At 61.7% G+C, this 20,035-nt stretch carries 22 protein-coding genes; 14 read left to right on the forward strand and 8 right to left on the reverse strand.

Annotated features, from left to right (window positions below; translation table 11 throughout):
• The first annotated feature begins 6 nt into the window (after positions 1-6).
• A complete protein-coding gene (locus tag AS9A_RS08155) occupies positions 7-1,266 on the forward strand; it encodes an RNA polymerase sigma factor (RefSeq protein WP_013806488.1) in 1,260 nt (419 codons plus the stop codon).
• Here the strand turns inward: AS9A_RS08155 and AS9A_RS08160 are convergent.
• Positions 1,221-1,514 (reverse strand): YciI family protein, encoded by a 294-nt coding sequence (locus AS9A_RS08160; RefSeq protein WP_013806489.1) that lies wholly within the window; start codon positions 1,512-1,514, stop codon positions 1,221-1,223. The two genes, AS9A_RS08155 and AS9A_RS08160, sit on opposite strands and share 46 nt — an antisense overlap.
• A 17-nt stretch (positions 1,515-1,531) precedes the next feature.
• Entirely contained in the window at positions 1,532-2,068 is a 537-nt protein-coding gene (locus AS9A_RS08165) for an amino-acid N-acetyltransferase (protein WP_049793867.1), read from the reverse strand.
• 93 nt (positions 2,069-2,161) lie between these two features.
• Here AS9A_RS08165 and pgsA point away from each other — a divergent pair, with 93 nt between their 5' ends.
• The 7 genes from pgsA to AS9A_RS08200 all read left to right on the forward strand — a co-directional run bounded on the left by pgsA (position 2,162) and on the right by AS9A_RS08200 (position 7,281).
• Entirely contained in the window at positions 2,162-2,776 is a 615-nt protein-coding gene (gene pgsA / locus AS9A_RS08170) for a CDP-diacylglycerol--glycerol-3-phosphate 3-phosphatidyltransferase (protein WP_013806491.1), read from the forward strand.
• On the forward strand, positions 2,773-3,276 hold the full coding sequence (locus tag AS9A_RS08175) for a CinA family protein (RefSeq protein ID WP_013806492.1): 504 nt from the start codon (positions 2,773-2,775) through the stop codon (positions 3,274-3,276). The genes pgsA and AS9A_RS08175 overlap by 4 nt, the downstream gene beginning before the upstream one ends.
• Before the next feature lie 140 nt (positions 3,277-3,416).
• On the forward strand, positions 3,417-3,833 hold the full coding sequence (locus AS9A_RS22655) for a helix-turn-helix domain-containing protein (RefSeq protein ID WP_049793694.1): 417 nt from the start codon (positions 3,417-3,419) through the stop codon (positions 3,831-3,833).
• 223 nt (positions 3,834-4,056) lie between these two features.
• A complete protein-coding gene (locus AS9A_RS08185) occupies positions 4,057-4,878 on the forward strand; it encodes a PspA/IM30 family protein (RefSeq protein WP_013806494.1) in 822 nt (273 codons plus the stop codon).
• Between the two features lie 20 nt (positions 4,879-4,898).
• Complete coding sequence (pspM, locus tag AS9A_RS08190; RefSeq protein ID WP_013806495.1) at positions 4,899-5,780, forward strand: phage shock envelope stress response protein PspM; 882 nt, start codon at positions 4,899-4,901, stop codon at positions 5,778-5,780.
• A 73-nt stretch (positions 5,781-5,853) separates the two neighbouring features.
• Positions 5,854-6,045: a hypothetical protein gene (locus tag AS9A_RS08195; protein WP_013806496.1), complete on the forward strand. Its 192-nt coding sequence runs from the start codon at positions 5,854-5,856 to the stop codon at positions 6,043-6,045.
• Between the two features lie 36 nt (positions 6,046-6,081).
• On the forward strand, positions 6,082-7,281 hold the full coding sequence (locus AS9A_RS08200) for a glycosyltransferase (protein WP_013806497.1): 1,200 nt from the start codon (positions 6,082-6,084) through the stop codon (positions 7,279-7,281).
• Here AS9A_RS08200 and AS9A_RS08205 read toward each other — a convergent pair.
• A complete protein-coding gene (locus AS9A_RS08205; protein WP_148262426.1) occupies positions 7,241-8,461 on the reverse strand; it encodes an epoxide hydrolase family protein in 1,221 nt (406 codons plus the stop codon). The two genes, AS9A_RS08200 and AS9A_RS08205, sit on opposite strands and share 41 nt — an antisense overlap.
• 107 nt (positions 8,462-8,568) lie before the next feature.
• Here AS9A_RS08205 and AS9A_RS08210 point away from each other — a divergent pair, with 107 nt between their 5' ends.
• From AS9A_RS08210 to AS9A_RS08220, 3 genes are all read left to right on the forward strand, one after another.
• A complete protein-coding gene (locus tag AS9A_RS08210) occupies positions 8,569-8,763 on the forward strand; it encodes a DUF3046 domain-containing protein (RefSeq protein ID WP_013806499.1) in 195 nt (64 codons plus the stop codon).
• A gap of 227 nt (positions 8,764-8,990) precedes the next feature.
• Complete coding sequence (gene recA / locus AS9A_RS08215) at positions 8,991-10,028, forward strand: recombinase RecA (RefSeq protein ID WP_041450953.1); 1,038 nt, start codon at positions 8,991-8,993, stop codon at positions 10,026-10,028.
• Positions 10,029-10,045: 17 nt separating this feature from the next.
• Positions 10,046-10,639, forward strand: a complete 594-nt coding sequence (locus AS9A_RS08220) for a regulatory protein RecX (RefSeq protein ID WP_049793695.1) — start codon at positions 10,046-10,048, stop codon at positions 10,637-10,639.
• On the opposite strand, the gene AS9A_RS24415 is transcribed toward AS9A_RS08220, so the two are convergent.
• The 4 genes from AS9A_RS24415 to AS9A_RS08240 all read right to left on the reverse strand — a co-directional run bounded on the left by AS9A_RS24415 (position 10,628) and on the right by AS9A_RS08240 (position 16,051).
• The gene (locus AS9A_RS24415) at positions 10,628-13,324 is read right to left on the reverse strand and encodes a TRAP transporter permease (RefSeq protein WP_013806503.1); all 2,697 of its coding nucleotides are present in this window, start codon (positions 13,322-13,324) and stop codon (positions 10,628-10,630) included. The two genes, AS9A_RS08220 and AS9A_RS24415, sit on opposite strands and share 12 nt — an antisense overlap.
• 27 nt (positions 13,325-13,351) lie before the next feature.
• Complete coding sequence (locus tag AS9A_RS23225; RefSeq protein ID WP_202798189.1) at positions 13,352-13,855, reverse strand: DUF1850 domain-containing protein; 504 nt, start codon at positions 13,853-13,855, stop codon at positions 13,352-13,354.
• A gap of 71 nt (positions 13,856-13,926) precedes the next feature.
• Positions 13,927-14,925 (reverse strand): TAXI family TRAP transporter solute-binding subunit, encoded by a 999-nt coding sequence (locus AS9A_RS08235; protein ID WP_013806505.1) that lies wholly within the window; start codon positions 14,923-14,925, stop codon positions 13,927-13,929.
• A gap of 169 nt (positions 14,926-15,094) precedes the next feature.
• Positions 15,095-16,051, reverse strand: coding sequence for a sodium-dependent bicarbonate transport family permease (locus AS9A_RS08240; protein ID WP_013806506.1), 957 nt, complete (start codon positions 16,049-16,051; stop codon positions 15,095-15,097).
• A gap of 120 nt (positions 16,052-16,171) precedes the next feature.
• Between AS9A_RS08240 and AS9A_RS08245 the strand changes: the two genes are divergently transcribed.
• From AS9A_RS08245 to AS9A_RS08255, 3 genes are read left to right on the forward strand one after another with little or no spacing between them, the layout of a single operon-like run.
• Positions 16,172-16,471: a helix-turn-helix transcriptional regulator gene (locus AS9A_RS08245; RefSeq protein ID WP_013806507.1), complete on the forward strand. Its 300-nt coding sequence runs from the start codon at positions 16,172-16,174 to the stop codon at positions 16,469-16,471.
• Positions 16,472-16,502: 31 nt separating this feature from the next.
• Positions 16,503-18,044, forward strand: a complete 1,542-nt coding sequence (miaB, locus tag AS9A_RS08250) for a tRNA (N6-isopentenyl adenosine(37)-C2)-methylthiotransferase MiaB (RefSeq protein WP_013806508.1) — start codon at positions 16,503-16,505, stop codon at positions 18,042-18,044.
• A gap of 3 nt (positions 18,045-18,047) precedes the next feature.
• Positions 18,048-18,569 (forward strand): Rv2732c family membrane protein, encoded by a 522-nt coding sequence (locus tag AS9A_RS08255; RefSeq protein WP_013806509.1) that lies wholly within the window; start codon positions 18,048-18,050, stop codon positions 18,567-18,569.
• Between the two features lie 13 nt (positions 18,570-18,582).
• Here the strand turns inward: AS9A_RS08255 and AS9A_RS08260 are convergent, their stop codons facing one another.
• Positions 18,583-19,926 carry a DUF349 domain-containing protein gene (locus tag AS9A_RS08260; protein WP_041450954.1) on the reverse strand — a complete coding sequence of 448 codons (1,344 nt, stop codon included), beginning with the start codon at positions 19,924-19,926 and terminating at the stop codon, positions 18,583-18,585.
• Positions 19,927-20,035 lie beyond the last annotated feature (109 nt).

Raw genomic sequence — 20,035 nt, forward strand, 5'->3', positions numbered from 1 at the left:
GCAGGTGTGGTGCAGAGTCTGATCGAGTCGGTGTTTCGGGCCGAGAGCGGCCGGGCACTCGCGACTGTCGCGGCGATTACGCACAGTCTTGACCTTGCTGAAGACGCGGTGCAGGAGGCGTTCGTGGATGCCTTGCGGTCCTGGGCTGATGAGGGTATCCCCGAGCGCCCCGGCGCCTGGATCACGACTGCCGCGCGGAATCGGGCTATCGATCGGGTGCGACGCGAGTCGAAGCGGCCACAACGGGAACAATTAGCGCAGCTGACCGCTGCTGCTGAGATGGCTGGGGCCGGGCCGGAGTCCGCGGAAGACCACGAACTCCAGTTGCTCTTCACGTGCTGTCATCCGGCCCTTGCACGACCAGCCAGGATAGCGCTGACACTCCGCCTCGTTTTCGGCCTGTCAGCAGAAGAAATTGCACGGCTCGTCCTCGATGCAGAGTCGACAGTCGCGCAGCGTCTCAGCCGGGCGAAAGCAAAGATCCGGACTGCTGGAATCCCATTGAGGGTCCCGCCACGTGAGCTCTTTGCCGAGCGACTGCCCTCGGTCCTGTCATGCATTTACCTGACATTCACTGAGGGTTACGCACCTGCAGCGGGCGACGCCGTAATCCGGGCTGACCTGTGCCGTGAGAGTATTCGGCTCGCGCGGCTCGTTCATCGCGTGACGCCGGAGGATAGCGAAGCCGAAGCGCTGCTCGCCCTATTGCTTCTCCAGGACAGCCGCCGGGCTGCCCGGATGGATTCTGCGGGGAGTGTCATTCCGATTGAAGATCAGGATCGGGACTCCTGGGACAAGATGAAGGCCCAGGCGGGGCTAGCGCACCTCAGATCTGCTGCGGTCCGCGGTCACGGCCCCTACCTGCTTCAAGCGGTGATCGCTTGTGCGCACACGATGGCTCCGTCGTTCAGTCAGACCGACTGGGCGACAATCGTCGCGGCGTACGATCAGCTGCTCGATCACCAGGACTCCCCCGTGGTGCGGCTGAACCGCGCCATCGCCCTTGGGTTTCGAGATGGCTACACCGCTGGTCTTGAGGAGCTCGACACGCTCGCCGCAGACACGCGACTGGCGCGGTCACACATATTCCACGCGGCGCGGGCCGACCTTTGCCGTCGCGCGGGGCGGAACACTGACGCGGCACGCAGTTACGAAGAAGCGCTTCGTGCCGTCAAGAACTCAGCCGTGCGGGCCTTCCTGGAACGGCGCCTCCAGGAGGTTCAGTCGGACAGTGCGCCCAGCACAGGGGACCACTCACGGATCTGAACGCCATGGATGAAACCACCGGTCGCGAAAGGATCATCGGCGAGCAGTTTGCGCAGCGCATCAACGTCACCGATCTTGTCGGCGGCGACGAGGATGAGCGCGCCCGTGCCGTCCGCGAAAGCCCCAGCGGACACAACGACACCGGTTGAAACGAGCCCTGACAGCCATGAGCGGTGGTCAGGACGAGCGGCCAGCCGAGCATCCGCGTCCTCTCCCGAGTAGGTGTATTCCACTGCGAACATCCGCATATAGGTTTCGCCTCCGCTCAGAGTTCCCGCAACATGCGCGTGTTGCCTAGCGTATTGGGCTTGACGTAACTGAGGTCGAGAAACTCGGCGACACCTGTGTCGTAAGACCTGCGCATTTCTGTGAATACTTCGGATGTGACAGGGGTTCCATCGATCTCGGTGAACCCCAGCTGGGAGAAGAACTTCACTTCAAACGTCAATACAAAGACACGCTGCAGGCCGAGGTCGCGGGCGGTCTCGATGAGCTGGGACACGACGGCACGCCCGGAACCACAGCCTTTATGCGCTGGATCGACCGCGACGGTGCGCACTTCCCCGAGGTCGGACCAGAGTACGTGCAGCGCCCCACACGAAATGATGTCGTCTTCGCGTTCGGCGACCCAGAACTCCTGCACCGATTCGTAGAGGGTGACCAGGTTCTTTTCCAGGAGGATCTTGGGTGCGTAAATGTCGATAAGGCGCTTGATCTTGGGTACGTCTGCGGTACGGGCGCGGCGCACGATGAACTCCGGATATCGAGACACCTCAGGCTCCCTGCGACCGTAATTTTCCATGTCGGCAAGACTAGCGGGAAAGCTGCCAGATACGCTGAGCATGTGGCAATCAGTGACGATTCAGGATCTTCCGCACAGCCGGGTAATTCGCGCGTGGGCGGCGGCACACACAGCCTGCCGCATCCACCTGCGGAGCACGGTGCTGTGCCGGTGCTGAATGCCGCCAATGTTCTGACAATGATCCGCATCCTGATAGTTCCGCTCTTCCTCGTAGCGTTACTGGTCGACAGCGGCCAGTCGACAGTCTGGCGCGTGACGGCGGCGCTGCTCTTCGTCATTGCTGCCGTGACCGACCGGATTGACGGGCAAGTAGCCCGAAAATACGGCTTGGTCACCGACTTCGGCAAAATTGCAGACCCGATTGCCGACAAGGCGCTGATGGGCGGTGCGCTCGTCGGTTTGTCTATTCTCGGAGACCTCAGCTGGTGGATTACGGGGATCATTCTCTTTCGTGAACTCGGAATTACCGTGCTGCGATTCTGGGTAATTCGCCACGGCGTGATCCCCGCGAGTCGAGGCGGGAAGCTCAAGACGCTCGTCCAGACCATCGCAATCGGCTTCTATCTGTTCCCCTTGCCCGACTGGGTGTCGCCGATCAGCATGACGCTCATGGCGCTTGCTGTCATCATCACCGTGGTCACCGGCCTCGATTACGTCGTTCAGGCGCTTCAACTCCGGCGGCATGGCAGGAAACACGCACATCGATGATCGCCTATGACATTCTCGCCGAGAGCACTGGCGCCGATCTGCTGGTCGCTGCGCTGCTGCGACGACACGAAACAATTGCGTGCGCTGAGTCGCTGACCGCCGGTCTGGCCAGTGCTGCTCTCGCCGGCATCCCGGGGGTAAGCGACGCACTCCGCGGTGGGGTGGTCGTCTACTCGACCGACGCGAAGCGCATCCTGGCTGACGTGTCTCAAGAGGCACTTGATGCCGAAGGTGCTGTGTCTGCGGCTACTGCCGAACTCATGGCGGAAAGAATCCGGCTGAAGCTTGATGCCACCTGGGGTTTGTCGCTGACTGGTGTGGCCGGCCCTGATCCTCAGGAAGGTGTGCTCCCGGGAACGGTGTATGTCGGGATTAGTGGCGCCGGGGTGTCTCGCTCGACGAAACTTGCCCTGCAGGGCGACCGCTGGAATGTCCGGCTCATGGCGGTCGCACGCGCGTTTGGTGAGGTCCTTATCGAACTGAGTGAGGAACGCGTCTAGAGTCAGTACCAAGCGCCGCGAACGATCCGGAAGTACTGGCTGGGAACCATCAGCGATTCTGGGACGTTGTATGGCAGGAAGCGCGCAGTCTGGCGTGAGTGCTCCAGGCTGTGTGTGCAAGGATTGGATGGAGGAGCGACATGGCGCTGCTGCTACGTGAGGCACTAGGCGACAGCTTGCGGCGCGTCCGTGTGTCTCAGAGCCGGACGCTGCGCGAGGTATCGAGCCTGGCGCGAGTCAGCCTAGGTTATCTCTCGGAAGTGGAGCGCGGAAGAAAAGAGGCGTCGAGCGAACTCCTCGCGTCGATCTGTGACGCCCTCGACGTTGAACTCGCTGATGTGCTGTTCGATGTGAGCTCGCTACTCGCCGATGGGGTGGCTACGCGGTCAGGTGATCCCGTAGGCGCGACTCAAGGGCGCGCCAGCGGCGGTAGCGCTGCTGACGGCGCTGACAGAGGCCGTTCGCGCATGGTCATCCCGCAAGAAGCAAGCTCGGAGGGCATGGCGGACTCGCAGACATCAAAGAAGGCACCCGCCGGTGCGCTCGTTGCGGCCTGAACATAAGCTTGTTTTTCTGCTCACCCGTCAGGGCGATCCCTGATGCGCCGTGCCCAATTAGCGGATAGATTCAGAGGAAGACCTTCGGGTCTGCGTTGACATGCCACAAGGCAATTGAGCGGCAGGGTACTTTATCTGGCCAGCGGTGCTGACACTGGACTGATATTGGGCCGACATAGAGTCGCGAGAACCGCGACGACAAAGCGACACGGAGGTAGGGGAGATGGCGAATCCTTTTGTCAAATGGTGGAACTACATGAAAGCCAAGATGAATGCCTCCATCGACGAAAACGCCGATCCCAAGATCCAGATTCAGCAAGCGATTGAAGAGGCACAGCGGCAGCATCAAGCGCTCTCGCAACAGGCTGCGGCCGTTATCGGCAATCAGCGCCAGCTCGAGATGCGGCTGAACCGGCAGATCGCCGAGGTGGAGAAGCTGCAAGCGAGCACCCGTCAGGCTCTGCAGATGTCGGAAAAGGCTATCGGACAGGGTGATGCGGCGAAGGCGCAGGAGTATGAAAATGCTGCCGAGGCGTTCGCTGCGCAGCTCGTCACCGCTGAGGCCAACATCGAGGACCTCAAGGCCCTCCATGATCAGTCGATGGAGGCGGCGAAGCAGGCGAAGCGCGCGGTCGAGCAGAACGCGATGATGCTCCAGCAGAAGATCGCGGAGCGGACTAAGCTCCTCAGCCAGCTCGAACAGGCCAAGATGCAGGAGCAAGTCAGCAACTCGCTGCGGTCGATGACAGAACTTGCCGCACCGACAAATACCCCCAGCCTCGATGCAGTGCGGGACAAGATCGAGCGTCGCTACGCGAACGCTCTCGGTTCCTCCGAGTTGGCCAAGAACTCGGTGCAGGGCCGCATGATGGAGGTCCAGCAGGCAACCGTTCAGATGGCAGGCCACAGCCGCCTCGAGCAGATCCGCGCGTCAATGAAGGGCGGACAGATCGGTTCGGGCGCACAGCCAGAGCAGCCCCAGGTCGCTCCTGCGCAGAAGCCTGCTCAGCCTCAGGGCGAGTCTGAGCAGAACCCGGCGAGCTGACTCCCGAATAGGCTTCCCCGATGGCAATGGGTGGGGACGCGCGCAGAGTGTGGTCCGAACTGCAGGGCCGCGTCACGGACGCGGCCCGCAAGTGGACTGACCCGCGCGAGAAATTGCTCCGCAAGACGCGTCGCGCTCGCCGCCGAACCGCAAGGTTCGGAGGGTTGAGCGCGTTCTCCGCCGCGGGGACTGGCACATTGGCACTTAGTTCCGCCCCCGAATGGACCATAGTGGCCGGTGGAGGTGTGACCCTCCTTACCGCAGTACCGGCGGTAGTCGCGTGGCGTAAGTTCCGCGAGTACCGTGCCCGCCCATTGCCGCCGCGTCGTCCCGCCCGACGATTTGAGCCGCACCATGCCTCGGCCGTTCACTCGGCGATGACGCGTATGAGCGCTGCTGAACAGAGTCTGTACCGCTTGGTCTTGGTGCTGAACCGCTCGAATGCGATACCGAGTGGCGAGGCCGATGAGATTCTGCGCGCAGCAATGGCTGCTGGCGACGCTCTGGAGACCGCAGCGCGCGACACCGTGGGCATGGAGTACGCGAGAACACGCTTGCACGCGGCGGGGGATAGGACGGGCGCTGCCGCGGATCTCGCAGAACCGATCCGGAACCTGACCGCGCACATAAACCGTGGCGTGGCAGAAGTCGAAGACCTCACAGCCGCTGCCGCTCGCATGACGGACGCCGCCCTGGGGATGTCGCGCGAGGGTGTGCTCTCAGGCCTCGATCAGCAACGCGACGATCTGCTGTCAGTGACGGACCGCGTCGCCGGCCTGACCTCAGCTCTGCAGGAACTTCACGGTCTCTCCCAGCAGTACGCTTCTCCTCTCTCGGTGCGCCCAGCGACTCGGGGTGCTCCCCGAACTTCCCCTGATCTTCGCGCTTCAGGGCTGACATGAGGTGACTACCGGTGGAAGGCTAGAACCAGGACCTCGCAAACGCAGGTTGTGAGGCTGACACACCGGAGGAGAAATGGTTCTCAAAATTATCGGCGCGATCGTGGTCATCTGGGTTGGACTAGCGATTCTCGGCTGGCTCATAGGCGCGTTCTTCTCGACGCTCTCCACTCTTGCCACGATCGCGGTTGTCGCGGCAATCGTGTACTTCTTGTACAAGGCATTCTCCAACGATGACAAGCAGAACGACGTCATCGGCCGCTACTGATCTTCGTCGCACTCGCAGATCTATCCGGAAGGCACTATGCGTATCGCCGTCATCGCAGGACCAGATCCCGGTCATGCGTTCCCTGCGATGGCTTTGTGCCGTGCCTTCGAAAAGGCAGGTGATCACGCAGTCCTGATCACTGGGCGGCGCTGGCTTGAGCATGCAAAGAATGCAGGGCTCGAAGCAGTGGAACTCGCCGGGCTGATGTTGCCGACAGGGGTTGAGGACGACGATGCGGGCCGCAGAATTAATGAGCGAGCCGCGGCGATGTCCACCGCGATGCTCCCCGATCTGAACCGGCTGATGCCGGATCTCGTTGTGTCGGACGTCATTACCGTAGCTGGAGCTTTTGCTGCCGAGCGCCTCGGGATTCCGTGGGTGGAGCTCTCGCCCCATCCGCTCTATCTGCCGTCGCGCGGCCTGCCGCCTATCGGCAGTGGGCTGGAGCCAGGTCGCGGGCTGACGGGACGGGCTCGGGACATCACTCTCCGGGCGTTCGTAAACCGGGATTTGCGCAGGGGCCGTCGCCAGCGCGCGCACGCGCGGGCCTCGATTGGGTTGCCCGCACACGACCCTGGACCGCTCGGCCGAGTACTTGCCACGCTGCCGTCGCTCGAATTGCCTAGACCGGACTGGCCAGACAATGCGTACGTTGTTGGACCATTGATCTGGGAACCAGCCACCGAGGAGCTTCCCTTGCCCGCAGGGGACAAACCGGTGGTCATGGTGTCGCCTTCCACAGCGTCACAGGGTGGAGCGGCGGGTGTCCTCGAGGGGGTAGTCGCCGGACTGCGAAGGTCAGAAACCCCTGAAGCGGTGCCTGACTTTCGCGTCGCTGCGGCGATGCTCGGAGACGCTCCGCGAGACCTGCCCCCTTGGGTATCAGCGGGCGTGGGACGCCAGGATGTCTTGCTCGCGCAGGCTGAAGTGCTGGTGTGTGGGGCTGGGCATGGCATCATCGCGCGCGGATTGTTGGCGGGCCGTCCACTCGTCCTGGTCCCAGGGGGAGGAGACCAGCGCGAGCTCGCGAACCGTGTCATTCGCATGGGTGCGGGGGTTGCGGTGTGGCCTGGCCGGGATGGTGTGCCAGATCCTCAGGAACTGGCTCATGCGATCAAGCAGGTCACTTCCGATCCGTCATTCGCAAAAGCGGCGCGCAAGGCTGCCCATTCGGTAGAGGGTGTCACTGATGTCGTCAGTGTGTGCCATCGCCTGTTGACAGGCCGGGCTGCCTAGCTGAATGGGCGCATGAGCGGAGCGGGCGGAAGAATGCCTGGATGTCTTCCGTCAGCAGGTCGGGAGCCTCCATCGCCGCGAAATGTCCGCCACGCTCGAATCGCGACCAGTGCACCACGTTGTTTTCGCGCTCAAGAATGCTGCGGAGTGTTACGTCTCCGGGGAAGATGGCGGCCCCGGTGGGCACGCCAGAACTCTCCTTCGGCTCGCCCCAGTCTGTTGACTCCTTGTAGATCCGTGCAGACGAGCCGGCGGTGGCGGTGAACCAGTAAATGCTGACGTTGGTGAGCAACTGATCCTTGTTGACCGCGTCCTCGGGCAGTTCTTTCGCAGGGTCGGTCAGGTTCCTGAAGTGTTCGGTGATCCATGCCAGCTGCGCGGCCGGTGAGTCGACAAGTCCGTAAGCGATGTTCTGTGGACGGTCACCCTGAATGGCTGCGTACCCCGAGCCCTCACCTTCTGCCCACGACATGAGTTGTGCCAGTGGCTCTTGTTCCTCCTCAGGGAACATCGCAGGGTCAGCATCCCAAGCCGGCACCGTGAGTGGCCCGTTCATGTGCACGCCGACTACGTGTCCCGTATCTATCCGGCCCAACTCAGGCGCTACAAGCGAGCCGAGGTCACCGCCATGCGCGCCGTAACGGTCGTACCCCAGCTGCTTCATCAACTTCTTGAGAACCGCGGCGTAGTTGCTAGTCGATGCCTCGCCCTGGTTTCGGGTCGGACCGGAGAATCCGAACCCCGGCAGCGACGGAATCACCAGGTGAAACGCGTCCGAAGGAGCGGCGCCGTGTGTACGGGGGCTGGTCAGCGGACTGATCATGGCTGCGAAGTCGACGATCGAGCTCGGCCATCCGTGTATCAGCAACAGCGGCAGCGCATCGGATTCGGGAGATCTGATGTGCATGAAATGGATCTGCTGGCCATCGATCTCTGCGAGGTACTGGGGGTGTTCGTTCAATTGGGCTTCGTGCGTCCGCCAGTCGTACGAACTGAGCCAGTAGTCCGCAAGTTCCTTGAGATACCACCCAGGTACCCCGTACTTCCACCCAGAGCCGGGCAGGTCATCAGGCCAGCGCGTGCGCGCCAGGCGATCATTGAGATCGTCGATCTGGTCCTGCCGAATGTTGATGCGGAAAGGGGCTGGCATTACCCGTGGTGGTTCGTGCGAGGTGGTCATGCAGTCCAAATTAGAGATTGTTCAGGCCAGTTCTCGTCCTAATTCACCATGAGGTGGCCTCTTGGCGTGGGCAAGGAGGGTGTGCGGAAGAGCGCTACGGTGGTGGAGTGCGTCTCACAGAGTTTCACGATCGTGTTCGAGCCGAGTTCGGTCCAGTGCTGGGTGACTCTGTGTTGCGCGACCATGTTCTTATCGCCATGGGCGGTGTGACCGCGACGGTAGCCCTTCGCCAGGGCAAAAGCTTGCGCGACGTGTGGTGGGCGTTGTGTGACGATTTCGACATTCCGCGCGATCGCTGGTGAGGACGAATCCGCGCGTGTTGCGTATTGATTCGAACAGGTGTTCGGTATAGTCATGTTCGTGCAAGCGCGCTGACTGTCCACAGGATGTGTGCGTAGTGCGTGTTATCCACAATGCGGGCGCGGGAGACAAAAATTGTCAGTGCTCGGTCGTACTGTAGCGGTAACTCCGGGAACGGAACGTGGCGCTGAGTCTGCGGAATCAGCGCGGGAAGAGGAGAGCAGCAACGATGGCACCGGCATACGATCGGGAAAAGGCACTTGAACTCGCGCTCGCGCAGATCGACAAGAACTTCGGTAAGGGTTCGGTCATGCGCCTTGGTGATGAGGTCAGGCCACCTATCTCAACAATACCTACGGGATCAGTCGCACTGGATGTTGCGCTGGGTATTGGAGGGCTGCCACGAGGACGAGTCATTGAGATCTACGGCCCGGAATCTTCTGGCAAGACCACGGTGGCGCTCCATGCTGTCGCGAACGCACAGCGAGCCGGGGGCATAGCGGCGTTCATCGACGCCGAGCACGCGCTTGATCCGGAGTACGCGAAAGCGCTTGGTGTTGACACTGATGCCTTACTCGTTTCGCAGCCTGACACGGGGGAGCAGGCGCTCGAGATTGCGGACATGCTGACACGTTCCGGCGCGCTGGACATCATCGTTATCGACTCGGTGGCGGCGCTTGTGCCGCGTGCGGAGATCGAAGGTGAGATGGGGGATAGTCACGTCGGCCTTCAGGCTCGACTGATGAGCCAGGCTTTGCGGAAGATGACGTCAGCCCTCAGCAGTTCTGGTACTACCGCGATCTTCATCAATCAGCTGCGCGAGAAGATCGGAGTCATGTTCGGATCTCCCGAAACCACCACCGGCGGTAAGGCGCTCAAGTTCTACGCTTCCGTTCGACTCGATGTGCGCCGGATCGAAACACTCAAGGACGGTGGCGACGCTGTCGGTAACCGCACCAGGGTCAAAGTTGTGAAGAACAAGGTTTCACCGCCGTTTAAGCAGGCAGAGTTCGACATCCTTTACGGCAAGGGCATCAGCCGTGAAGGATCGCTCATCGACATGGGCGTCGATCAGGGCTTTATCCGGAAGTCAGGTTCGTGGTTCACCTACGACGGCGACCAGCTTGGACAGGGCAAAGAAAATGCACGTCGATACCTCATCGAGAATCCGGATATCGCCAACGAGGTCGAAAAGAAGATCCTCGAAAAGCTGGGTATCGGTGCTGTAGTCAGCGAGGAAGCAGAATCCACCCCCGTCGAGTTCTAACTGTCGAGTACTGACCAATGAGCACCAGGGGACACCAACGCGACACTCCGGAGGACGCTGAGGGGCAGCGTTCCCCGGAGGAATGGCAGGCACACGCTCGAAACTTGTGCCTACGATGGCTCGGCGCACGGCCGCACACCCGCGTCGAGCTGCGTGAAAAGCTCGCGCGCAAAGGAATTCCCGAAGACGTAAGTGAGTCGGTCCTCGATCGGCTCACTGCTGTAAGTCTTATTGATGATGCGGAATTTGCGGAAGCCTGGGTGCGCTCCCGCCACACCCACGCGGGACGCGGGCGCAGGGCGCTCGCCGTAGAGCTGCGCCGGAAAGGCGTCGAGGACGAGCACGTTGATCAGGCCTTATCCACCATCAGTGACGATGCTGAACGCTCCCGCGCGTACGCACTCGCCGCGCAGCGTATCGAGCGCACAAACACGATCAATTGGTCCGATCGCGCGGAGCAGGAGCGCACAACGCGGAAACTCATCGGCATGCTGTCACGCCGAGGTTATGCGCCAGGGTTGGCCTACAGCGTGGTCACGCAGGTCATCGCCGAACGTTGCGGGGCCGAAATTGAACTTCCGGACCCGGAAACGACTTCGTCAGATCTCTGAGGTCGGGACCTCACTCTTCTCTTTGTCTGCCGAAGCTGCTTCGCTCGCCTTTCCTCGCCGGTAGTGAATGACGGTGATTGTGAGGCCAATAGCGAGCCCAGCCAGGTCAGCAGTCCAGCTGAAATGCAGCAGAAGGATGCCGGAAACTGCCAGAGCGATGCGCTCAGCCCAGCTGATCTTCGTCCGGAAGAAGCCCACTACCGCGATTCCGAGGAAGAACACGCCAGCAAGAGACGTTGCCGCGGCTTGGATGCCCTGAATCCACGTCACATTCTGCAGAAGTAACTCAGGGCTGATCACGAACATAAAAGGCACCACGAAGCCTGAAACTGCGATACGAACAGCATTGCCGCCAGTGCGGATCGGGTCGCCGCCAGAAACCCCGCACGCTGCATACGCTGCCAGACACACAGGCGGCGTGATGTCCGCCATCACACCGAAGTAATAGACGAACAAATGCGCTGACAAGATGATCGCCATGGTGGGTTCAGATAGGTCACCCTGCAGAAGAACGATGATTGCGGGAGCGGCGAGCGTCGCGGTGACGACATAGTTCGCTGTCGTCGGCAACCCGATCCCGAGAATCAGACATGCAAGCATCGACAACGCGAGAACCGGAATGAGATGCCCGCCACCGAGACTGATGAGCCCATCAGCGAGCTTATGGCCTAGCCCCGTCAAAGTAATCATGCCCGCGAGAATCCCTGCGGTCGCGCATGCGACCACAATGGGCAGCGCGATCCGCGTCGCGCTGACAAGCCCCTCCGCGAACGTCGCGAGCGAAAGTTTGTCCTCTGATTCGTTGCGCCACTTCGCGAACAGCGCGACAAGCGGTGTAGTCACCGCCGCATACGCGAACGCGAGTATCACGATCGTCCAAGCCCGCCCAACGTCAGGAAGCAGCGCCTCGACAAGCGTCTTGACAAGCCACAACGCCAGGAACGTGACGAGAAAAGGCACAAGAACTTGACCGGTCCGGTGGGCGACAGTCTTCAGCGGTGCGTTCAGGTCCGGATCGATCTCGTAACCTTTCCGCCTCGCCGTGATCTGAACCGTCAGCGCGACGAGCACACCCAAAGACAATGCGACAACGGTCATTCTGTTCAGGCGCGACATGTCCGGCGCGATTGCGGCAACCGCCTGGAATCCGAGCCACGCGACACCCACCGCGATGCCGAAGAACCCGAGCAGTTGCGCACTGCCAGCTAGCCTGCTGGACGTCGGCGGGGGAGGCGGTTTCATCTCCCCGTGCGCGGGAGCAACCGCGACGACGGCAGGTGCGAAGACTTGGATCAGAATGTTGATACCGATGGCAATGCCGATCGACGCCATCGCTGCGAAACCAGGACTGAACCCCATCGAGAGAAGCATGAAGATCGCCACGATCGGGATTAGCAAGTAGCCTTTCGCGGCCATCAACTGCCGGACACTGGGCAGCAGAGCTTTAGGTATTCCACCGATACCGAGGCGTTTCGAGTCAAAGTGGATCACCACAAACTGAGCGGTAAAGAACAGGACCGCAGGAATGATCGCCGCTTTCAGAATCTCCGAGTAGGGGATCCGCGTGATCTCCATCATGATGAAGGCGCCCGCACCCATTATGGGCGGCGCGATCTGGCCACCAGTCGACGATGCTGCTTCAACCGCACCCGCATAGTTGGGCTTGTAACCGGACTTCTTCATCATCGGGATTGTGAAGGCGCCGTTGCTGACAGTGTTCGCCACCGACGAACCAGTGATCGTCCCCGAGAAAGCGCTGGTCGCGACACCGACCTTCGCTGTGCCACCCGTCGACCACCCTGTGGCGCCTAACGCTCCGTCGGTGAAAAAGCGTTCCATTCCTGTGCGCTGCAGCATCGCCGCGAAGATGAGGAACAGGAAGATGACGGTAGCGGACACCCGAATGGGAGTTCCGAACACTGCCTCATCGGTGAAGAACGACGTATTCACGATACGGTCGACGCTGTATCCAGGGTGGCGCAGGAATCCCGGCAACATCGGGCCGTAGTAGGCGTAGGCCAGCATCAGCGTCGCAAGGATGACGAGAGCGCTTCCCAGGACTCGTTGCGCTGCGACGAGGATGAGGAGTAGGGCCACCGTGCCGACAGCTATGTTTGTGGGGTTCAGAATTCCGGCGGTCCGGATGATCGTTTCGTAGTTGGTGAAAACGTAGTAGCCGGTGAAGACACTGAGCCCGGCGAGGATCAGATCTGCGAAAGGAATGCCCCACGCTCGCAGCGGCACATAGCGCGCCGCCTGCACGAGCAACAGCACTCCCAGCGCAGGCAGCACCACATGCCATCCCGCGATGCCTTGCGCTGCAATCGCAGCGAGCGCAATCAGCCCGGATGCTGTAAGGAACCACCCGAAGTACCGCTGCTTCCTGGAATTCCGTGGTTTGACTGGATACAGCAGGAAGATCAGGCATAGAGCGAGCGAGAGGTGGAAGGGGCCTTGCTGACGAGAAGGCAGTGAGCCTTCGAACACCGGTGATGTGATGATGTGGAACAGTGCGAAGCCCAGCGCGATGAAGAATACGAGCCAGCGCCACACGGCTCGCCTGTCCACGCGGGTGGCTTCCGCGGCTTCCGCAAAGCTATGTTCTTCGAGCTCGAGAAGATCCTTTTCGAGGTCTTTCACACTCGCTGGTGAAGCGGTGGCGCCGCCCGCCGGTGTGGTTGCCATTGCCTCGCCTCTCGTCAGATCAGGTATCTATTCTGACTGGCTCGTGCGCAGTTCGACACGTGCGCGCGGGCGGGTCAGTTCGAGCAGCCGGACAGTGGACCCGTCCGGCATGGTGAGTGTGTGGTCCACGCCGGGGCCGCCGACGAGCAACTGCACCGCGCCGAGGGGACGGCTGTGGTGCACTACCCGGTAATGACCATCTTCCTCGAGGAACGTCGTGGTGACACCGTTAATCGTCTCGGGCCCGAAAGGCAGGTTAGCGCCCATCCGGTCGAAGATCATTTCTTCCATCGTGAGTTCGCCGTCGGTGTTGACGGAGAAGAGTTCGCGGACCGGACGTTTATGAACAGAATGCACGTGGTCCATCGTGATGATGCCACCAGGCTCTATCGGGTGTGTGAAAAGTACTGACCCGTCGGCGGCGCTCACCACCTGAAACTGCAACTGGTCCGGTCCTGATGTGCATGCGGCTATGGCCCCGGTGGTGCTGATCGCCAGAAGCAGCGAAACCACCACGGGAGTCCGCGTCATTCGCGCCAAGCGGGGCGCCCGGAAAGACCGGGCGCCCCGCAGGCTCGTGAAGTGTGACAGGGATAGCAGCGTCACGGAATTTCGACGCCCTGTTCCTCGTAGTACCGCAGCGCGCCGGGGTGCAGCTCGACCGGGCCGAGGCCATCGACCGCGGTTTCGAGAATCATGTCACGAGCGGCTGAATGCTGGACTCTGTCGCCATGCTCATACATCACGCGGACGAGGTCGTAGGCGGTCTCTTCGTCAAGATCAGCTGTGGTGTACAACGTTGCCCACGAGGTGATCGTGGCGTTTGGCACGTCGACACCGGAGTAGGTGCCTGCTGGGATTTCATGCGCGCTGAGAAGTTCGTTCTCCGCGAGAACGGTCTCGAGCTCAGGGCCACTGACGTCGAGCATCACGAGGTCGTGTGTGGTTGCCAGTTGCTCGATGCTGCCAGTGGGCGCGGCGAGGATTCCGAACGCAGCGTCGACGACGCCATCGCCGACGTTTGTTGCGGCGTCACCAAAGCTGCTGTCGAGCGTTGCTGCTAGATCGGTGGCGGGGTCGATCCCGTAGGCACGAAGGACCTGTTCCGCCATCGTGTAGGTGGCGCTTCCTGCTGGGCCCATCTCGACACGGCGGTCCCGTAAGTCCTCGATCGACGTGATGCCGCTGGCTTCGGTAGTCACGATCTGCAGAATCTCGGGGTAAATGTTTCCGAGCACGCGGATGTTCTCTGGGCTGGATAGTGGCTGGTCCGCGAAATCGCCGGCGCCGTCTAACGCTTCTGCAGCAGTTGCGTTGACGGACATGATGAGTTCGACTTCGCCCTGATCAAGCGCCCTCAGGTTTTCGACAGAGGCGCCGCCGACCGTGGCTGTGACATCGACGTCCTCGAGTTCGCTGCTCCACACGCTCGCGATCTCGCCACCGAGCGGATAGTAGGTACCGCCAGTGGAGCCCGTAGCCAGTGTGAGGTCTCCGGCTCCGTCTGCTGCACAGCCCGCCATCGTGAGCGCTCCGGCAGCGAGAAGTGCTGCCGCCGCCCGGCCCCCGAAACGTCCGCCTCTACGGTGCGGATTGCTCATAAGTCTTTCCTCTCCGATTCGGCCCACACACCTTGGCAGTCAGTCAGAAGCGACGATCTGAACCCGGGTGTGTCTCAAGTCATAAACTTATCGCAGCTAGCCGACTTTCAGCCTGCGCTGGTGTCCGGATTGCGTAACAACCCGGTGACGCGAACTGTTACGCAGTCCGTCACGCGAGAAGCTGTGCAGCGGTGTAAATCAGTGGGATACCGACAATGAGATTGAAGGGGAAGGTGACTCCGAGCGCGAGTCCGAGTGAGAGTGCGGGGTTGGCGTCGGGTACAGCCTCACGTATCGCTGCTGGGGCCGCGACGTAAGAGGCGCTCGCCGCCAGGACGCCAAGGAGTGTCACGCCGCCTACCGTGAGTCCGATAGCGGTGCCGGTGAGGACTCCGAGCGAGCCGCCGATCAGCGGCATGATCATCCCGAAAGCGAGGAGCCGCAATCCAGCTTTCTTCAGTTCCCCGATCCGGCGCGCGGCAACAATGCCCATGTCAAGGAGGAACAGTGCGAGCACCCCGAGGAAAGGCGTTACAAGGAACCCTTCGAGCTGAGCCATTCCGGCCTCTCCCGTGGCACACCCGACCGCTGCTGCGCCGATCAGGAGGATGACGGGCCCGTGCGTGAGGCTATCGATGAACCGGTGGTTCCCCGTATTGGCGCCGCCGCGACGCGCGAGGTAGATCCCGATCAGAATGGCGGGGACTTCCATGATCGCGAGCAGGGTGATCATGAAACCCTCGCTCGATTCGCCCATCGCGCTGAGAAAGGCAGTCGCGGCGACGAAGGTGACGACACTAACGGAGCCATAGTGGGCCGCGACTGCCGCAGCATCGATCTTGGAAACCGGTGTGAACCACCTCAATATGGCGTAGGCGACGAGGGGCAGCGTAATGGCCAGGAAAAGCCCAGCGGTCACGCCGAGCATGAGTTCGCTGGTGACGCCCTCAGCGCGGAGCTTCACGCCGCCTTTGAAACCAATCGCGATCAGTAAGTAGATCGACAGTGCCTTCGCTGCCTGCTCGGGGAAGGAGAGGTCGGACTTCATGCGTGTCGCTATGACGCCAAGGGCGAAAAAACCAAGCGCTGGCGACGCGAGGTTGGCAGAGAGAACGTCGATCGGCACAATCGTTTCCTGTCTTTGAATACCGGAATACAACTTCAGGTAATATAGTTCGCGAGTTATGATTTGTCATCTCGCCTCCCGAATGCGTTACTTTCAGATCAGAGCAACCTGGAGGTACGGATGGCGGACGAGTCACGACATTGGACGTTCCTGACCAACCACGCGCACGTGCTCGTCTGCATCGCTCGTGACTCCGGGATGCGCATGCGCGACATCGCTCAAGCCGTCGGGATTACTGAGAGGGCGGCACAAAGCATCCTCTCGGACCTCATCAGTGAGGGATATGTCACGCGAACCCGGGTAGGGCGGCGCAACAACTACGTCATCAACCCTGACAAGCCACTTCGTCACGAACTGGAGCACGAACGACTCGTCGGGGAACTCCTCGGAGTCCTCGCTGACGAATCTCCGCGGAAGTAGTGGCCCCGCGTCACCGGTAGACTCGGGAGCCGTGAGCAGTACCGACCATGGTTCGAAAACCTTCCAGATCCGCACCTACGGCTGTCAGATGAACGTGCACGACTCCGAACGGCTTGCGGGCCTCCTGGAAGACGCGGGTTACGTCAAGACGCACGCAGAAGATGCGCCTGACCTCGTGGTCTTCAATACCTGCGCGGTGCGCGAGAACGCCGACAACAAGCTGTACGGCAACCTCGGGCATCTTCGTCCCTTTAAAGACGCCAACCCGGACATGCAGATAGCGGTCGGGGGGTGTCTGGCGCAGAAAGACCGCGACGTCGTCGTCAAGAAGGCGCCCTGGGTTGATGTTGTTTTCGGCACACACAATCTCGGTTCGCTGCCGGCGCTGCTCGAGCGGGCGCGCCACAACGAACAGGCTGAGGTTGAGATCCTCGATGCTCTCGAGGTGTTCCCCTCCGCGCTCCCGGCGAAACGTGACTCTGCCTACGCGGGCTGGGTTTCGATCTCGGTGGGCTGCAACAACACGTGCACGTTCTGCATCGTCCCCGCGCTGCGCGGCAAGGAAGTAGACCGGCGGCCCGGCGATGTTCTTGCTGAGGTTCAGGCTCTCGTATCAGAGGGCGTCCTGGAAGTGACGCTGCTTGGCCAGAACGTCAACTCCTACGGAAGGTCGTTCGCTGACCCTTCGATCCCGCGCGATCGCGGGGCGTTCGCTCAGCTATTGCGCGCATGCGGGGGCATCGAAGGTCTTGAACGGGTCCGGTTCACGTCACCGCATCCAGCGGAATTCACCGATGACGTGATTGCCGCGATGGCCGAGACGCCGAACGTGTGTCCCCAGCTCCACATGCCGCTGCAGTCAGGATCCGATCGGATTCTGCGTTCGATGCGCCGCTCGTACCGCAAGGAGCGGTTCCTCGGCATCATTGACCGGGTACGCGCGGCTATGCCGCACGCGGCTATCACAACCGACATCATCGTCGGTTTTCCCGGTGAGACAGAAGAAGATTTCGAGCACACTCTGGATGTTGTGCGTAAAGCACGTTTCTCTAGCGCGTTCACGTTCCAGTACTCGAAGCGCCCAGGGACTCCTGCGGCCGACATGGAAGATCAGATTCCCAAAAAGGTCGTGCAGGAGCGGTATGAGCGCCTGATCGCACTGCAGGAAAAGATCAGCCTGCAGGAAAACGAAAGCCTCGTTGGCACGAAAGCTGAACTGCTCGTGGCGGTCGGCGAGGGCCGTAAGGATTCCGCCACCCACCGAATGAGCGGCCGTGCACGCGACGGCAGACTCGTCCACTTTCAGCCGGAGGGTGAACTGGATGGAAACATCCGCCCGGGTGATGTCGTGACCACGGTGATAACGTCGGCGGCGCCGCACCACCTCATCGCAGATGGTCAGGTGCTCACCCACCGCCGCACGCGTGCAGGCGACGCGGTAGAGAAGGGCCTCACGCCGAAAACCGCGCCAGTTGACTCGGGCGACCTGGGTACTGTCTCTTCCGGTGTCGGACTGGGAATGCCCCGGCTCGGTGCGCCCGCCCCCATACCTCACACGTCAGGATGCTGCTGAAATATGTCGTCGAACGAACCCCGTATCCCGGATCCGACAGACGCGTTCCGTCGTGACTTTGCGGCCGCGGAACGTCGCGTTGCAGGTGAGATCGACCCTGGCAAGGGTGCGGTTTTCGCTGCAGTACTGGTCCTGGCGCTTTTGCTGTCCTTCACCCTCCCGCATGCCGGAACGGCGAATGGATGGGACGTCCTCGTCAGCTCCGAAGCAGCCAACGATGAATCAATCAAGATCACGTCGCAGCTGTTTGGGTGGTTCGCAGCCGTGTTCGGAGTGGGGTTCGCGGTCCTGGCACTAGTGACGCGGCGGTGGGTTTTCTCCCTCATCGCGGCGGGCGGATGCTTCGTTGGTTCATTCCTCGGCGTGCTGGCGATCTGGTCACGCCAGACGCTGGCTCCGCTCGAAGCGGGCGGAGGCCCAGGAGCCGGGCTCGTGGTCGGGCTGATCGCGATGATCCTGCTGTTCCTCACGTGGCTAACGATCGCTCTCAGCCACAGCCCGATTCCGGATAACCGGTTGCGTTAACCGGCTTCCGCTTTCACCGTGAGGACAGCGCACCCTCGGCGGCTGCTGCCCACTCAGCCCACTGCCGTGCTTGTGCTCGTGCCTTCTCCGCATCTTTAGGGCGGCCCGCGGCGTCTGCCTTGGCGGCTTGCTCCTCGAACTGATGGACGCGTTCACGGAACTGGGCGGCCCGCGCTTCGGCTTCTGGATCACTGCGCCGCCACTGCGAGTCGACTGCATCACGAATGCGGTTCTCCACGGCCCGGAATCGTCCCTCGAGTTCCTGAACGCGTTCGCGCGGCACCCGCCCGATCGCTTCCCACCGCTCCTGAAAGCCCCGAAGCTCAGCGCGTGCAGCTTCAAGATCCTTAGACGGGTCGAGGCTCTCAGCTTCGTTGAGCAGTTTCTCCTTCGCCGCGGCATTTTCGACATATTCTGCATCGCGCTCCGACGCGGCGGCGTTTCGCGCAGCGAAGAACGTGTCCTGTGCGCCCTTGAAGCGCTTCCAGAGCACGTCGTCGGCGTCCTTCGGCGCCCGTCCGCTCGCTTTCCATTCCGCCATCAAGTCACGGAAGGCTCCAGCTGTGGGGCCCCAATCCGTCGAACTGGCGAGTTCCTCGGCCCGCGCGACGAGCGCCTCTTTGCGTGACTTTGCCGCGGCACGTTCCCGATCGAGTTCCGCGAAATGCGAACCCCTGCGGCGATTGAAGGCGTCACGGGCCTTGGAGAAGCGTTTCCAAAGGCCGTCGTCCGTCTTCCGGTCCACCCCGCGAATGGTCTTCCACTCGTCGAAGATGTGCCGGAGCCGGTCACCCGCGGCCTTCCATTGTGTGGAGTTGGCGGCAATCTCCTCGGCTTCCGCACACAAAGCTTCCTTGCGTTCAATCTGCCTCGCGCGTTCGGCTTCTTTCGCTTGGCGAGCCTGCGCCGCGACATCGTCCGCTCCGCTGATAACAGCCTGGATCCGGTCGGACAGTGCAGCGACATCCCCGATCACGGCTGCTGTTGTAAGTGCCTCCGCCAGATGCTGAGCCGCTTCGCGGGTCTTCCGGGGATCTCCAGCGCCGGTGTGCAGGCGCGCCTCGAGGAGTTCAACCTCGGTGACGAGGTCGTCGAATCTCCGCGAAAAGTGCGCGAGCCCTTCCTCGCGGTCACCGGCATGCCATGAGCCGATCTCGCGGTCGCCGTCAGCCGTGATCAGCCAGACGGTGCCGTCGTCGTCAATACGTCCGAACTTATGCGGATCGCTGGAGGGATGGGCGACGGGGTGGACGGGCGGCACATGATGGGCGGCCGCTGCGGTCCCGGGGTGAGGGGGGCTTACGGACTTCGGGGCGGAAGCCGGGCTGGCGGGCTGTGGTGGTGTGCTGTCGGTCATCGTTCCTCATCTCTGCCGCGCGTCACGGCTGCCGTGCTCGCACAGGCGAACCTGCCCAAGCTGCGTGCGGGTGCCGCACCTGAACTCGGCACACGCTCCATTCAACCGC

It is taken from the genome of Hoyosella subflava DQS3-9A1 (genome assembly GCF_000214175.1).
GTDB classification, from domain to species: domain Bacteria; phylum Actinomycetota; class Actinomycetes; order Mycobacteriales; family Mycobacteriaceae; genus Hoyosella; species Hoyosella subflava.

Bases quoted from the DNA above. Each gene is read 5' to 3' on its own strand.
- AS9A_RS08160 (WP_013806489.1), bottom strand. From the start codon at position 1,514: ATGCGGATGTTCGCAGTGGAATACACCTACTCGGGAGAGGACGCGGAT.
- AS9A_RS08165 (WP_049793867.1), bottom strand. From the start codon at position 2,068: ATGGAAAATTACGGTCGCAGGGAGCCTGAGGTGTCTCGATATCCGGAG.
- AS9A_RS08175 (WP_013806492.1), top strand. From the start codon at position 2,773: ATGATCGCCTATGACATTCTCGCCGAGAGCACTGGCGCCGATCTGCTG.
- AS9A_RS22655 (WP_049793694.1), top strand. From the start codon at position 3,417: ATGGCGCTGCTGCTACGTGAGGCACTAGGCGACAGCTTGCGGCGCGTC.
- AS9A_RS08185 (WP_013806494.1), top strand. From the start codon at position 4,057: ATGGCGAATCCTTTTGTCAAATGGTGGAACTACATGAAAGCCAAGATG.
- pspM (WP_013806495.1), top strand. From the start codon at position 4,899: ATGGCAATGGGTGGGGACGCGCGCAGAGTGTGGTCCGAACTGCAGGGC.
- AS9A_RS08195 (WP_013806496.1), top strand. From the start codon at position 5,854: ATGGTTCTCAAAATTATCGGCGCGATCGTGGTCATCTGGGTTGGACTA.
- AS9A_RS08200 (WP_013806497.1), top strand. From the start codon at position 6,082: ATGCGTATCGCCGTCATCGCAGGACCAGATCCCGGTCATGCGTTCCCT.
- AS9A_RS08205 (WP_148262426.1), bottom strand. From the start codon at position 8,461: ATGACCACCTCGCACGAACCACCACGGGTAATGCCAGCCCCTTTCCGC.
- recA (WP_041450953.1), top strand. From the start codon at position 8,991: ATGGCACCGGCATACGATCGGGAAAAGGCACTTGAACTCGCGCTCGCG.
- AS9A_RS08220 (WP_049793695.1), top strand. From the start codon at position 10,046: ATGAGCACCAGGGGACACCAACGCGACACTCCGGAGGACGCTGAGGGG.
- AS9A_RS24415 (WP_013806503.1), bottom strand. From the start codon at position 13,324: ATGGCAACCACACCGGCGGGCGGCGCCACCGCTTCACCAGCGAGTGTG.
- AS9A_RS23225 (WP_202798189.1), bottom strand. From the start codon at position 13,855: ATGACGCGGACTCCCGTGGTGGTTTCGCTGCTTCTGGCGATCAGCACC.
- AS9A_RS08235 (WP_013806505.1), bottom strand. From the start codon at position 14,925: ATGAGCAATCCGCACCGTAGAGGCGGACGTTTCGGGGGCCGGGCGGCG.
- AS9A_RS08245 (WP_013806507.1), top strand. From the start codon at position 16,172: ATGGCGGACGAGTCACGACATTGGACGTTCCTGACCAACCACGCGCAC.
- AS9A_RS08255 (WP_013806509.1), top strand. From the start codon at position 18,048: ATGTCGTCGAACGAACCCCGTATCCCGGATCCGACAGACGCGTTCCGT.
- AS9A_RS08260 (WP_041450954.1), bottom strand. From the start codon at position 19,926: ATGACCGACAGCACACCACCACAGCCCGCCAGCCCGGCTTCCGCCCCG.